Source organism: Arthrobacter sp. LAPM80 (genome assembly GCF_046736435.1).
GTDB lineage: Bacteria > Actinomycetota > Actinomycetes > Actinomycetales > Micrococcaceae > Specibacter.
In genome coordinates, this window is record NZ_JBCHVD010000001.1 from 322,899 (window position 1) to 335,915 (window position 13,017).

General features: G+C 64.9%; 11 protein-coding genes. 6 read left to right on the forward strand and 5 right to left on the reverse strand.

Annotated features, from left to right (window positions below; translation table 11 throughout):
- Positions 1-66 precede the first annotated feature (66 nt).
- Positions 67-1,452, reverse strand: coding sequence for an amino acid permease (locus tag AAGW05_RS01480; RefSeq protein ID WP_411802848.1), 1,386 nt, complete (start codon positions 1,450-1,452; stop codon positions 67-69).
- A 219-nt stretch (positions 1,453-1,671) separates the two neighbouring features.
- On the opposite strand from AAGW05_RS01480, the gene AAGW05_RS01485 reads away from it, so the two are divergent.
- The 5 genes from AAGW05_RS01485 (at position 1,672) to AAGW05_RS01505 (ending at position 7,705) form a co-directional block, all read left to right on the forward strand.
- A complete protein-coding gene (locus tag AAGW05_RS01485; protein ID WP_411802688.1) occupies positions 1,672-2,400 on the forward strand; it encodes an NUDIX hydrolase in 729 nt (242 codons plus the stop codon).
- Between the two features lie 82 nt (positions 2,401-2,482).
- Positions 2,483-3,850 (forward strand): quinolinate synthase NadA, encoded by a 1,368-nt coding sequence (gene nadA / locus AAGW05_RS01490; protein WP_411802689.1) that lies wholly within the window; start codon positions 2,483-2,485, stop codon positions 3,848-3,850.
- Entirely contained in the window at positions 3,847-5,640 is a 1,794-nt protein-coding gene (gene nadB / locus AAGW05_RS01495) for an L-aspartate oxidase (protein WP_411802690.1), read from the forward strand. The genes nadA and nadB overlap by 4 nt, the downstream gene beginning before the upstream one ends.
- The gene (gene nadC / locus AAGW05_RS01500; protein WP_411802691.1) at positions 5,637-6,545 is read left to right on the forward strand and encodes a carboxylating nicotinate-nucleotide diphosphorylase; all 909 of its coding nucleotides are present in this window, start codon (positions 5,637-5,639) and stop codon (positions 6,543-6,545) included. Before nadB ends, nadC begins: the two co-directional genes overlap by 4 nt.
- Positions 6,542-7,705: a cysteine desulfurase family protein gene (locus AAGW05_RS01505; protein WP_411802692.1), complete on the forward strand. Its 1,164-nt coding sequence runs from the start codon at positions 6,542-6,544 to the stop codon at positions 7,703-7,705. The genes nadC and AAGW05_RS01505 overlap by 4 nt, the downstream gene beginning before the upstream one ends.
- 194 nt (positions 7,706-7,899) lie before the next feature.
- On the opposite strand, the gene AAGW05_RS01510 is transcribed toward AAGW05_RS01505, so the two are convergent.
- Both AAGW05_RS01510 and AAGW05_RS01515 read right to left on the reverse strand, forming a co-directional pair.
- Entirely contained in the window at positions 7,900-8,409 is a 510-nt protein-coding gene (locus AAGW05_RS01510; RefSeq protein WP_411802693.1) for a GtrA family protein, read from the reverse strand.
- Positions 8,410-8,540: 131 nt separating this feature from the next.
- The gene (locus AAGW05_RS01515; protein WP_411802694.1) at positions 8,541-9,404 is read right to left on the reverse strand and encodes a fumarylacetoacetate hydrolase family protein; all 864 of its coding nucleotides are present in this window, start codon (positions 9,402-9,404) and stop codon (positions 8,541-8,543) included.
- Between the two features lie 82 nt (positions 9,405-9,486).
- On the opposite strand from AAGW05_RS01515, the gene AAGW05_RS01520 reads away from it, so the two are divergent.
- Positions 9,487-10,986, forward strand: a complete 1,500-nt coding sequence (locus AAGW05_RS01520; RefSeq protein WP_411802695.1) for a M20/M25/M40 family metallo-hydrolase — start codon at positions 9,487-9,489, stop codon at positions 10,984-10,986.
- 15 nt (positions 10,987-11,001) lie between these two features.
- On the opposite strand, the gene AAGW05_RS01525 is transcribed toward AAGW05_RS01520, so the two are convergent.
- Both AAGW05_RS01525 and AAGW05_RS01530 read right to left on the reverse strand, forming a co-directional pair.
- Positions 11,002-11,646 (reverse strand): PKD domain-containing protein, encoded by a 645-nt coding sequence (locus tag AAGW05_RS01525; RefSeq protein WP_411802696.1) that lies wholly within the window; start codon positions 11,644-11,646, stop codon positions 11,002-11,004.
- 335 nt (positions 11,647-11,981) lie between these two features.
- Positions 11,982-12,599: a DUF6318 family protein gene (locus AAGW05_RS01530; protein ID WP_411802698.1), complete on the reverse strand. Its 618-nt coding sequence runs from the start codon at positions 12,597-12,599 to the stop codon at positions 11,982-11,984.
- Positions 12,600-13,017 lie beyond the last annotated feature (418 nt).

The window sequence follows — 13,017 nt, forward strand, 5'->3', positions numbered from 1 at the left end:
TCCCGCGGTGGCCAGTGCCGCCGTCGTACGTCAACAATAGCGAAAACTGCGCCCCCGCGGGGCCTGCTACAGCAACGCGCTGCGCTTGTCCTGGATGTAATGGCCGGCCCTGCTCAGAATGGCGATCGCAGCCACAAGGGCAAAGGTGCTCAACAACTGGGTGCGCCCGGCCAGGTCGCTGAAGCCGACGGCGAAAATTGCCGCCAGCAGGACAAGGCCGGCGATGTTCAGGTAGGGGAATCCGCGCATGCGCAGCGGCAGCTCGGTGCCGTCCCTGTCGGCCCGGCGGCGCAAGATGAACTGCGAGATAAGTGCCGATCCCCACACCACAAGGCAGGTGGAGCCCACAAGGTTCAGCAGGGCATCAAGGACAGTGCCGGGGAAGAGGATTTCAAGGACCACAGTGACAAAGCCGAACGCCACGGAAATTGCGACGGCGGGAACCGGCACCCGCCGCTGGCTGGTGCGGGCGAAAAGCCCGGGTGCCTCGCCGCGCTCAGAGAGCGAGTAGATCATGCGGGAGGCGCCGTAGAGGTTGGCGTTCAGGGCTGAGAGCAGTGCCGCCACGGCAACCAGGGTGATGGCCGTGCCGGCCCAATGCAGGCCTGCCACGTTCATGACGCCCGCGAAGGGCGAGCGGAGCGCATCCGAGGTCCAGGGGAGGACCGCGGCAATCACGAAGATGGAGCCCACGTAGAACACCAGAATGCGCCACACCACTGTGCGGATGGCCGCGGCAACGCTGCGCGCCGGGTCGGTTGTTTCGGCGGCGGCCACGGCCACAATTTCGGTGCCGCCAAAGGCGAAGGCCACAACGAACAACGCCGTGGAAACGCCGGCCATGCCGTGGGGTGCAAAACCTCCGTGGTCGACGAAATTACGCAGCCCAGGGGAGGTGGTGCCGGGGACAAGGCCCAGCAGCAGGGCGATGCCAAAGACAAGGAACAGCACGATCGCGGACACCTTCAGCAAGGCAAACCAAAACTCAAACTCGCCGTAGTTTTTCACCGATGTCAGGTTTACGGCCGTGAAGAAGACCATGAATATCAAGGTCAGCGCCCACACCGGCAGGACAGGCCATATCGTCACGAGCAGCTGGGAGGCGCCAAGGGCCTCGGCGGCAATGACCACCACGAGCTGCAGCCACCACAGCCAGCCGACGGTGGCCCCCGCAACCCTGCCCATGGCCTTTTGCGCGTAGACGGAGAAGGCGCCCGAGTTGGGATTGGCGGCAGCCATCTCGCCCAGCGCCCACATGACAAGGATGATCAGGGTCCCGGCCACGAGATAGGAGATCAGCACGGCCGGTCCTGCGGCCTTGATCCCGGCACCCGAGCCAAGGAAGAGCCCTGCGCCAATGGCACTGCCGAGGCCCATCATGGTCAGCTGGCGCTGTTTGAGGGAGTTGCCCAGGCCGGTGGAGGCGGGCGCTGCTGTGTCAATCTCGGTGATCATTAAAGGGGGCCTTCGTTCGTGGAACCGGCCCGGTCCGGCCGTGGAGCAGGGTGACCCCTGCCAAGAATTATCCCCCATGGAATTGCCCAGCCAAATCCGGCCATGCACGGGTCACGGGCCCGGCCACGATGAGGGGCTGATTTGCCCCACCGGCTGCCCACGCCTAGTATTAGTTGTAGTCAAAATGACTCTAACTGAGAAAGTGGGGTGCAGGTCATGGAGCGGACGCCATTCGTCAGCGCGGCAAACATCAGCGAACGGCTTGCACTGCCGCCGGAACTGGCCATTTCCACCGTCATCTTTGCGCTGCGCCCCAGCGAAAACAGTGGCCGGCCCAGCCTGTGGCTGCCTCTCGTGCGCCGCATCCGCGAGCCGTTCAAGGGCGAATGGGCGCTTCCCGGCGGACCCCTGACCCAGGCCGATTCCCTGCTGGATGCCGCCGCCAGGAACCTGCAAGACACCACGGGCCTCGCGCCCAGCTACCTTGAACAGCTCTACGCCTTTGGCGGGTTGCACCGTTCACCCAGCCAAAGGGTCGTATCGATTGTGTACTGGGCGCTCGTCCAGTCCACCGAGGCGGAGCTCGCGCGGGAGTCCGAGAACGTCAAGTGGTTCCGCGCCGACGGCCTGAAGGCCCTCGCCTTCGACCACAACGAGATTGTCGACTATGCCCTGTGGCGGCTGCGCAACAAGATGGAGTACGGCTCCATCGCGTACCACCTGCTTGGTGAGACATTTACTCTGGCCCAGGTGCGCGAGGTCTACGAGGCGGTCCTGAACCGCAGCGTCGATCCCGCCAACTTCCGCCGCCAGCTCAAGCAGGCAGCCAACATCGAGGCCACCGAGGAGTTCCTCCAGGGCGGCAAGCACCGCCCGCCGCGCCTCTACCGCTACACGGGGCAGGACGACGGCGGCCATCCCGGACATCCGCCCTCCCACCCCTAGCCCCGTCGAACCCTCCCTCAGCTATTGCGTAAATATCCCGAACCCTCCCGCACTTTTCGCCGCCTCACCCTTGGAGCACACCATGTCATCCGTGAACACCGCCATCCAGCTCATCACGCGCGAACAGGCCGAGGAGCAGTCCCGGCTCGTCGGTGTGCCGGGCCGGGCGCAGGAAAGCTGCGACGACGACCTTGCCAAGGGTCCCTGGGAATTCGACCTGGCCGAGGCACTGGCAGGCACCCCCGGCTACGGCCCCGGCGCCTCCAACGAGGATGCCGCGCCGGCCGCCACCCCTGTCCAGGGCCAGCTGCCGCAGGAGTACAAGGACGCCTCCGACGCCGACCTTGACGCCCGCATCCGCGCCGCCAAGGCGGAACTCGGGGAACGCGTCGTCGTGCTCGGGCATTTCTACCAGCGCGACGAGGTGGTGCAATTTGCCGACTTCGTGGGCGACTCCTTCCAGCTCGCCAACGCGGCCAAGACTCGCACGGAAGCCGAGGCGATTGTGTTCTGCGGCGTGCACTTCATGGCCGAGACCGCCGACATGCTCTCCGGCGCGCACCAGTCGGTGATCCTGCCCAACCTGGCAGCGGGCTGCTCCATGGCCGACATGGCGGACCTGCCCTCGGTTGAGGCGTGCTGGGCGCAGCTGGAGGAGCTGTACGGCACCGAGCCCGACGCCGATGGCCGAGTTCCCGTCATCCCCGTCACTTACATGAATTCCTCTGCCGCGCTCAAGGCGTTCTGCGGCGAGCACGGCGGGATCGTGTGCACATCCTCGAACGCCTCGACAGTGCTGGAATGGGCGTACGAGCGCGGCCAGCGCGTGCTGTTCTTCCCCGACCAGCATCTTGGCCGCAACACGGCCAAGGCCATGGGCGTCCCGCTGGAGGCGATGCCGCTGTGGAACCCGCGCATGCCGTTGGGCGGCAACAGCGAACAGGTCATGCATGACGCCAAGGTGGTGCTGTGGCAGGGCTTCTGCTCAGTGCATAAGCGCTTCACGACGGCCCAGATTGACCAGGCCCGTGTGGACTTCCCCGGCGTACGCGTGATCGTCCACCCCGAATGCCCCATGGAAGTTGTTGACGCGGCCGACGAGGCAGGTTCCACCGACTACATCCTCAAGGCCATCCAGGGCGCCCCCGACGGCAGCACTTTCGCCATCGGCACCGAGATCAACATGGTGAACCGGCTCGCCGCGCAATACCCCCAACACACCATCTTCTGCCTTGACCCCGTCATCTGCCCCTGCTCCACGATGTACAGGATCCACCCCGGCTACCTTGCCTGGGTGCTCGAAGGCCTCGTTGCCGGAGAGGTGCGCAACCAGATCACCGTCCCGGAGGCCACCGCTGTCAACGCCCGCGTCGCACTTGAGCGCATGCTCGCGGCCCTGCCCCAGACTGCCCCTAAGCGCGTTGAGCCTGCGAACGCCGTTTTGGCATGAGCAATTCGCACCTGATTGTTGTTGGCAGCGGCATCGCCGGGCTCTATGGCGCACTACTTGCGGCCGAGTCAGGCATGCGTGTCACCCTCATGACCAAGGGAACGTTGGAGCAGAGCAACACGCACCGCGCGCAGGGCGGCATTTGTGCGGTGCTCGGCCCGGGGGAGGCAGCCCCCGGCGACACCGTCGAGGCCCACATTGCCGACACCCTCAAGGCCGGTGCCGGCCAGTGCGACCCCGAAGCCGTGCGCATCCTGTGCGGCGAGGCCGCCTGGGACATCGCCGCCCTCGAACGGTTCGGCGTCGCTTTTGACAAGGGACCCGGCGGCCGGCGTGCCCTGGGCCTTGAAGGGGCGCATTCGGCCGCGCGGATCCTGCACGCCGGCGGCGATGCCACGGGTGCGGCCATCGCCAACGGGCTCATCGGCGCCGTGCTTGACGCACGGGAGCTGGGCCTGATCACGCTCATGGAGGGCTGCTTCGTCACCGGGCTGCTGGGGGCTGCCCTTCCCGAGGCCCACTCCGGCACGTACGACGGCGGGACCCCGCCTGAGACCGTCGTCGCGGGTGTGGCGTACCTTGGCCCTGCCGACGAACGGCGGCAGTTGGCCGCCGATGCCGTGTTGCTGGCCTCCGGGGGAGCAGGCCAAATGTTCGAGTTCACGACCAACCCCGAGGTTGCCACAGCGGACGGGGTCGCCCTGGCCTGGCGGGCAGGGGCGGCGGTGGGGGACCTTGAGTACTTCCAATTCCACCCCACGGCTCTGGCCGTGGGCGGAAACTTCCTGATCTCCGAGGCCGTGCGCGGAGCCGGCGCCGTGCTGCGCGATGCCAATGGCGAGGCTTTCATGACCCGTTACCACCCCGACGGCGACCTCGCCCCCCGCGATGTTGTCTCGCGCAGCATCGCCACCCACCTTGCAGCCCAGCCTGAAGCCACCGGCGCCCATGGCGGGGACAAGGCAAACGGTAGTGGAGGTGCCGGGTGCGTGTACCTTGACGCCACGGGCGTTGAAGCGGCCAACGGGGCCGGATACCTGGCCCGCCGATTCCCCACTATCGACGCCGCGACGACCGCCCTCGGTTTTGACTGGCGGCACGAGATGCTTCCTGTCACACCCGCCGCACACTACTGGATGGGCGGGGTGGCCACAGACCTGCACGGCAGGACATCGGTCCCCGGTCTGTACGCCGCGGGCGAGGTTGCCTGCACAGGTGTCCACGGCGCCAACCGCCTTGCCTCAAATTCCCTGCTCGAAGGACTGGTGTTCAGCCGCCGCGCAGTGGACGCCTTTGCCGCTTCCGCTGCAACGGGCGACGCTTACACCGCTGAGTACACCTGGCCTGTCCTGCCGTCGGGGGCCAGGTGGCTCGACGGCGTGAATGATCCTGCGTCTGCCATGCCACGGCAGGCCCTGCGGCACCTGATGGGAAGCTCCGCAGCTGTCGTGCGGGACGCCGCCGGCCTGCGCGGTGCGGCGGACAGTCTCGCAGCGGCAGCCGCCCCCACAACCGTCGCGGCCCCCGCTGCAGGTTCCGGACGCAGCGAAGCCGAGGACAGAAACCTGCACCTGGTGGCAGGACTTCTGGTCCGGGCCGCACTGGCCCGGGAAAACTCCGTCGGCGCACACTTCAGGTCAGACTTCCCCCAGGCCCCGGACCCAGCCGGCAGCAGCAATCTCTGGGTCAATCCCCATCCCGTGATCCTGCCGAACGGCACGATCCCTGCGGATCCGTCCGTCCACCTCCTGGCCACAGCCCAAACCCAGCGTGAAAGCGAAACAGTATGAACGCCGTCGCACCTGTCCTGAACACCACCCAAGCAACAGCTGCCCTGCCGGCCACAGCCGTGGAGGAGATCCTGCGCCGGGCGTTTGCCGAGGACGCCCCCTACGGCGACATTACCTCGGCCACCCTGCTGCCTGCCGATGCGACGGCCACCGCATGGCTGGTGGCACGGGAACCCGGCACGTTCTCCGGAGGGGCCGTGTTCGAGGCCGCCATGAAGATGCAGGATTCCGCCGCCGTGGTGGAGCAGCTGATCTCAGACGGCGCCCGCTTTGAAACAGGGGACCGCATCATGGGTGTGAGCGGACTGGCCCGCGGGGTGCTGACGGCGGAGCGGATCGCCCTCAACCTGACCCAGCGCATGAGCGCCATCGCCACCCAGACGGCCGTATACGCAGAGCTCATCGCAGGAACGACGGCGCGGGTCACCGACACCCGCAAGACCACACCCGGGCTGCGCATCCTTGAGCGCTACGCCGTGCGGTGCGGAGGCGGGCACAACCACCGCTTCTCCCTCTCCGACGCCGTGCTGGCCAAGGACAACCACCTTGCCGTGCTCACCGGCGGCGACCCCGCCAAGCTGACGGCTGCGCTCGCAGGAGTGCGGGCCCAGCTGCCCCACACTGTGCACTTCGAGGTGGAGGTCGACTCGATCGAACAGATTGAGCCCGTGCTGGCAGCCGGCGTCGACACCATCATGCTGGACAACTTCACGAACGCGCAGCTGGTGGAGGGCGTGGCGCTTGTCAACGGGCGGGCGCTGGTTGAGGCGAGCGGCAACGTGAACCTCTCAACCATTGCCGCGATTGCGCATACCGGCGTCGACATCATTTCGGTCGGCGCGCTCACCCACAGTGTCAGGGCGCTTGACCTCGGGCTCGACATTGAGCTGGCCAGGGCCTTGTGATCTTCCTCGACGCGGCAGCCACCACCCCTGTCAGGCGGGAGGCCATTGAGGCCATGTTCCCGTTCCTGACCAACCAGTTCGGCAACCCGTCAAGCCACCACGAGCTGGGCGGGCAGGCTGCGGCTGCGCTCACCGACGCTCGGGAACGCTGCGCCGCAGTGCTTGGCGCGCACCCGGAGGAGCTGGTGTTCACATCGGGCGGCACCGAGGCAGACAACCTGGCCTTGAAAGGCATTGCGCTGTCCCGCAGGGCTGGTGACCCCCGACGCAACCGTCTGCTCATCAGCGCCGTGGAGCACCCTGCCGTGGTGGAATCGGCGAACTACCTGCGCCGCATCCACGGCTTTTCCATTGACGTGGCGCCCGTCGATTCCGACGGGCTCGTTGATGCTGCCGAGTTTGCCCGCCTGCTTGCCGGCGATGGATCCGATGTTGCCGTCGCCTCCGTCATGTACGCCAACAACGAGGTGGGAACCGTCCAGAACATTCCCGAATTGGCAGGCTTGGCCGCCGAGGCCGGCGTGCCCCTGCACAGCGACGCCGTACAGGGTGGCGGATGGCTTTCCCTGAACGTGCAGGAGCTGGGCGTTGCTGCGCTGTCGATATCCGGGCACAAGATCGGTGCGCCCAAGGGCGTCGGGCTGCTGTATGTGCGATCGGATACGCAATATGAACCGTTGATCCACGGCGGGGGGCAGGAACGGGGGGCCCGCTCGGGGACAGAAAACGTTGCTTTTGCCGTTGCCATGGCCACGGCGCTTGGCTTGTCGGAAGCGGGCCGGGGTGCCGCCGTCGAACATGTCAGTGAACTGCGCCGGAACTTCATCGACTCTGTCCTGGACAACGTCCCTGGCGCCGTCCTGACGGGGCACAGGACCCGGCGTCTGCCGAACCTGGCGTCGTTCTGCTTCCCCGGCACCAGCGGTGAATCGGTGCTGCTGGAGTTGGAGCGGCGGGACATTATCTGCTCCTCGGGGTCGGCCTGCGCGGCAGGATCCGACGAGCCCTCGGCCGTGCTCAGTGCCATGGGCGTCGAGCGGACGGTGGCACAAACGGCCCTGCGCTTCAGCTTCGCTTCGGACGTCACTGCCGCGCAGTTGTCAGCCGCGGCAAGGGAGTTGGCAACCGCCGTCGCCAGGGTGAGGACCTTGGGCGCCTGAATCGACCCGGCCCGTCCGAGGCCGGATGGCCGCAGCCCAGGAGGTCATCAAGACTGTCCCGGTCTCAGAATGCTCGGTGGAGGACTGCTCCTTCAACGACCACTCACACTGCGCCACCTTCATCGACACCGGGGTCCACTTCCGCCTGCCGAAGGTGGTCGCTTCCATTGGCGCCGCCCCACCTTCCTTATGCCCTACACCCCGTGGCGCACCCGGTGGAAAATCCAGTATCGCAGCAGCAGGAACCGGGTCACGGCCGAGGCCACATTGCCCAGCACGATGACCGCAAGTTCAAGCATGATGGAGGCCCCGGGATCGACCTCGTGCAGCAGCCACAGGCTGCCGCTGGTCATGACCAGGGCAAGGAGCATGACCCACATCCCGCGACGCTGGTCGCGCCACCACATGACGCGCGTTCTCAGGCCAAAACTGATGCGGCGGTTGAGCTCGGTGTTGAGGACGGAACACAGCACCAGGGAGATGGCATTGGCCCATTGCGTGCCGAGCATGGGGCGCAGGCCAGCAAATATTGTCATTGAAATGACGGTGCAGATCACCGCGACAACGGCGAACCCGCGCAATTGGCCCACCAGTGCAGGACGCCTGCGCAGCCACCCCATGGGCACAGCAAAGACCCCGAGGTCCACCGCGCCTTGGGCGGGATCCACGGGGTTTTGATCCGAGGGTGCTGTTGCTGTTGCCATGTGTATCCAATCATGCCATTTAATCTTCACAAAGCACCAAGCGGTCCATGGGGATTGGCTGTGAGTCACAGCCAATCCCCATGCCACGCCATGGGTTGACGACGGGCGCCGGTTGCCTGGCGCCGCGCGAATCAAATTCCGGCGACCACCGGGTTGCGGAGTTCGCCAATGCCGCCCACACGGCAGATGACCTCGTCGCCCGGGGTGATTTGGCGGCACTCGGCCGGGAAGCCGGTGAGGATCACATCGCCGGGCTGCAGAGTCATGAAGCCGCTGAGATACACCATGATTTCCTCGACACCCCAGCCAAGGTCGTTGCTCGTGGCGGGGGCAAGCTCTGTGCCGTTGTGGACAATGCTGATGGCCACGCCGTCGTCCTTCAGGCCGGCGACAATCCACGGGCCGAGCGGGGTGAAGGTGTCAGGGCTCTTGGCGCTGATCCACAGTTCGTCGGACTTTTGCGCGTCACGGGCGGAGACGTCGTTGCCGATCGTAAAGCCCAGGATGGCCTCGCGCGCGTTCTCGAGGGTGAGGTTGCGTGCTGCCGTGCCGACGACGACGGTCAGCTCGGCCTCGGGGTCGACGTAGCCAACAGTGGGGCTCAGCACGATCGCGTCGCCGGGGCCAACCACGGAACTTGCGGCCTTGTGGAAGGCCTGCGGCGGCAGTGCGCGGCCCGGGGCTCCGGTGTTGTGGGCCATGCCGAAGACGTTGACGGGGGCGCAGGGGGCCAGGAAGGTGAATTCGTCCTCGGTGACTGTGGCGCCAAAGGTCCAGCCGTCGCGGGCGGGGCTGTTCTGGTTGGCCGGTGAGGTGGGGAAGGGTGTGTCCACAAGTTGCCAGATATGCCCTTCGGGGCTGTCAAAGTCGGCCGCGTCATTGCGGACAAAGAACTGTTCGGGCAAGGGGGCAGGTGCGGCACTGCGCCGACCGGTGCTTTCCGCTCCGGCGTCGAGGGGGCGGACACGGGCAATGCGGTACGTCACGTTGGTCATGTGGACATCCTACCTCCTTGGGGGTGCGGAAAAGGGTGCCCATGGCGGTGCGTTCCCAGAGCTGTGGCATAGAATCCGTGACATGCCTAAAGGATCAGCCAAATCGATTAATCGTGCAGTGGCGGCCGTCTTGACCGTGGGGGCCGCCGGAGCCGCGGCAATCATGGGTGCACGGGCCTATCGTGCCGGGACCTCAATGCCTGTGGGCGACTACGGTGCCGGTGTCAGCGCCGACCGGATCGGCGTCGAATTCGCCCAGCGTGCCGCGGACAGGCTCAGCGAGCTGATCACCTTCCGCACCGTGTTTTCAAGCTCCCGGGACCAGATCGAACTTGAGCAGTTCACCGGCTTCATTGAGGCGCTGGAGCGGCTGTATCCGGCAACCCATTTGGCGCTGACCCGCGAGTTTGTCAACGGGCAGGGACTCCTGTTCAGGTGGGCAGGTGCCGGCGATGATGCCGCTGCTCGGTCGGCCGTGCTCATGGCCCACTACGACGTCGTCCCGGTTGACACACGCGACGACTGGACTTACCCCGGTTTCTCCGGTCATCAGGAAGACGGATACGTCTGGGGCAGGGGTGCCCTGGATGACAAGGGCGCCGTCGTTGCCATCATGGAGGCAATTGAGTCGCTGGTGAATGAGGGGTTCAGGCCTCACCACGACCTTTATCTTTCTTTTGGCAACAACGAGGAAACAGCCGGGGACAGTGCTCCGGCCGCCGTGGAGACTCTTGCCGGGCGCGGGGTGCAGCCCTGGCTGGTGCTCGATGAGGGTGGCGCCGTGGCCCTGGAGGCATTCCCGGGGCTCAAGGCTCCTGCGGCCGTGATTGGGGTGGCCGAAAAAGGCCTCCTGGACCTTGAACTGCTGACCCGAAGCGCTGGAGGCCACGCGTCGACCCCTCCCCGAATGGGCGCCACAGCGCGGCTGGCCCAGGCCATTGTGGCGCTCGAGGAGTCACCATTTTCGGCCTCGATGCCCGAGCCCATTGTGGAGATGATCCGCCGGATCGGGCTGCACAGCGGTTTCTCCATGCGGCTTGTCACCGAAAACATGTGGGCGTTCAAGTCCCTTTTGACCCAGGTGTTTGGTGCTGTGGGGGATGAAACCCGCGCGCTCACCCGCACCACTGTTGCCGTGACGATGCTCGAGGGCAGCAAGGCGCAGAATGTGCTGGCCTCCACGGCGCGCGCCAACGCCAACATCCGCATTGCGGTAGGGGAGACGGTGGATTCCGTGGTCCAGCAGGTACGGGCGATCATTGACGACCCCTCCGTCGAGCTGACAGTGCATTCCGGCCACAACCCGTCGCCGGTATCCTCGTTTGAAAACGAACAATTCGCGTTGCTGACCCGCGCTGTGGCCGCCTCGTACCCTGATGCGGTGGTGACGCCCTATGTTCAAACCGGCGCTACCGATTCACGGCACTTCACCTCCATCTGTTCAGCGGTCTACCGCTTCTCACCGCTGCTGATGGACGCTGAGGACCGGGGCACCTTGCATGCCGTCAACGAGCGTGTGCGCATCAGTTCGCTGGGGGCGGGCGTGGTTTTTTACCGGGAGCTGCTACAGGGGCTCCAGTAGCGACGGCGCCCTTTATCAGCAGCCGATGCCGGCCGGGTTTTGGAAGCAGTTGTCGGCATAGAGATTGGTTTCGGCCCGCCAGACGGTCAATCCCAGAGGTGCCGAGGGGATGTTTCCTTGGCCGGGGATCGGGAGCTGCGGGCCGTTGTTGACAGTGTAGGTCCCATTGAAGTGGGTAGTGAGGATGATGCTGAGCCTGCCGGTTTGGGTGTAGACGTGGCTGGTTTGGGTTTGCTCGCCGATCCGGTCCCTGTTCAAGGGTGCGCCGTGGATGGGGGTTGGGCCCCAGACCGTGCCGTCGCCGTAGTTCCAGGTGTAGGCGACCGGGGTGGCCGTGATCATGACTCTTTGGCCGAGCATGGTGATGTTGAAAGTTTGGGTTGCTGCCTGGGCCCAGACGTTGGTTTCCTTGCCCCGGAGGGTGTGTGGCCCCGGCTGGCTGCCAAGGGTTGCCGCCGCGACTGGGGTGCGCTGGAATTCATGGGCGATCAGTCCCGCAATCTCGGCCAGGATGTCGCGGGGCTTGGCGTCAAAAACGCAGACGGGACCCGAATAATATTGCCAGTCAGAAGGGACTGCGTTCTTGCGTGCGCGGTACCAATATATGGCAGTACCTGGTTTACCGTCGGGAGTGCCGGAGCCCGAAGAGCATGTTGGCATGACGGCCGCGCATTCGGGAAAAATTGCGCTGTCGCCATCTGTGCAGGCAAGCCGGGCTTCGTAGACGTATGGGTCTTCGGAACCACTAGATGGGACCTCACCGTAGTGTCCATCGGAACCAGGGATTGGAACATAGACGCCAGCGTCGATGTTTTGGTCTTGCCAATTTGCTTCGTCAGAGTTGCCAGCTGCGGCTGGCAGGCTCACCGCGACTAGCAATGTCACGACCAGGAGAGTGACAAGAGTTTTTACGATAGAAGATGGTTGCCCGAGCTCCGGGCGCCAACTTTGTTCGACTCCAAGCATTGGCCCATCGCTCGCTGGATTTCCCATGGCTACGGCCCTTTACGGCCTTCGAGATGTGCCACTTTTTGGGCGATCCAGTTGTTGTCTTGATAAGTCGCGATCAGGATGTCCGGTGCCGAGATCGTAGTTCCGAGATCCTTCGAAAGTTCCTTGTCCGCTTTGTAGTACTGCACTTTGTCTTGACGAACCATCGCGATGATTTGAAAGGTTCCGTCGTCAAGTGGAGCAAACGAAGTATCCGTGGAGGAAACATACATGAGTCCTCCTACAATCCACTTTCCATCCGAGTGTCCACTGGTTGTGGACTTTTTAGCCCCGGCGCAGTTCCCGCAGTCTGGGCCGCTGATGGCCATCATTGGCCCAGCATCGCCCGTCTCATATGCGTAGCCGAGCGTGCTATACCAGTATTCGGCGAAGGCGATGAGGCCTTCTTTGCTGAATTCCTTGGCCTTTTCGGGCAGGACAGGAACGGGAACGTTTTGGGCCGGCCCCTCGGCAGTGGCGGGTTGGTATGCCGCCGCCGTGGTGGGAGGAGGGGAGTGCGTGGTGGCTGCAGCGCTGACCGACGGCGTCGTGCCGCTCGGGTATGAAGCGGTAGGGTCAGCGTCGTTGTTAGTGCCACTGCAACCGCTTAGTGCGATCAGCATTGCAAATCCCGCAGCCAGGACACCGACGAGGGACGTGCCACGCCCCGGCCCTGATGTTTCGTGTTGCTGTTTGGCTGTGCTGTGAATTTCCCTCATCGCCGGCCCCCATACGTCCTCTATGAGCAGCAGGCCTCACCGTTGAAGCTTGCTTGTATTGGCTTCCTACCAACGTACACAACAGCGAAGAATCCTGCCAGAACTTATCCACAACCCTCGGAGTCAGGGCAGGCAATCGCAGGGCGGCAGTTCCGGCAACCGGCATGGAAGCCGTTTCTCGCTGCCGAGTTGGTTGTTGCCCGTTGAACCTACCCATGGGACACCCTAATTCAGAGCCCGCACTGATAGCCCCCATCCAAAAGCCACGCGGCAGAGGCTAGCAGTACGGCCAAACCAACATCAACACACGAGAGTCGGTGCT

What these genes read in the sequence shown, in the direction of transcription:
- AAGW05_RS01485 (WP_411802688.1), top strand. Translation starts at nt 1,672, where the DNA reads ATGGAGCGGACGCCATTCGTCAGCGCGGCAAACATCAGCGAACGGCTT.
- nadA (WP_411802689.1), top strand. Translation starts at nt 2,483, where the DNA reads ATGTCATCCGTGAACACCGCCATCCAGCTCATCACGCGCGAACAGGCC.
- nadB (WP_411802690.1), top strand. Translation starts at nt 3,847, where the DNA reads ATGAGCAATTCGCACCTGATTGTTGTTGGCAGCGGCATCGCCGGGCTC.
- nadC (WP_411802691.1), top strand. Translation starts at nt 5,637, where the DNA reads ATGAACGCCGTCGCACCTGTCCTGAACACCACCCAAGCAACAGCTGCC.
- AAGW05_RS01510 (WP_411802693.1), bottom strand. Translation starts at nt 8,409, where the DNA reads ATGGCAACAGCAACAGCACCCTCGGATCAAAACCCCGTGGATCCCGCC.
- AAGW05_RS01515 (WP_411802694.1), bottom strand. Translation starts at nt 9,404, where the DNA reads ATGACCAACGTGACGTACCGCATTGCCCGTGTCCGCCCCCTCGACGCC.
- AAGW05_RS01520 (WP_411802695.1), top strand. Translation starts at nt 9,487, where the DNA reads ATGCCTAAAGGATCAGCCAAATCGATTAATCGTGCAGTGGCGGCCGTC.
- AAGW05_RS01525 (WP_411802696.1), bottom strand. Translation starts at nt 11,646, where the DNA reads ATGCCAACATGCTCTTCGGGCTCCGGCACTCCCGACGGTAAACCAGGT.
- AAGW05_RS01530 (WP_411802698.1), bottom strand. Translation starts at nt 12,599, where the DNA reads ATGCTGATCGCACTAAGCGGTTGCAGTGGCACTAACAACGACGCTGAC.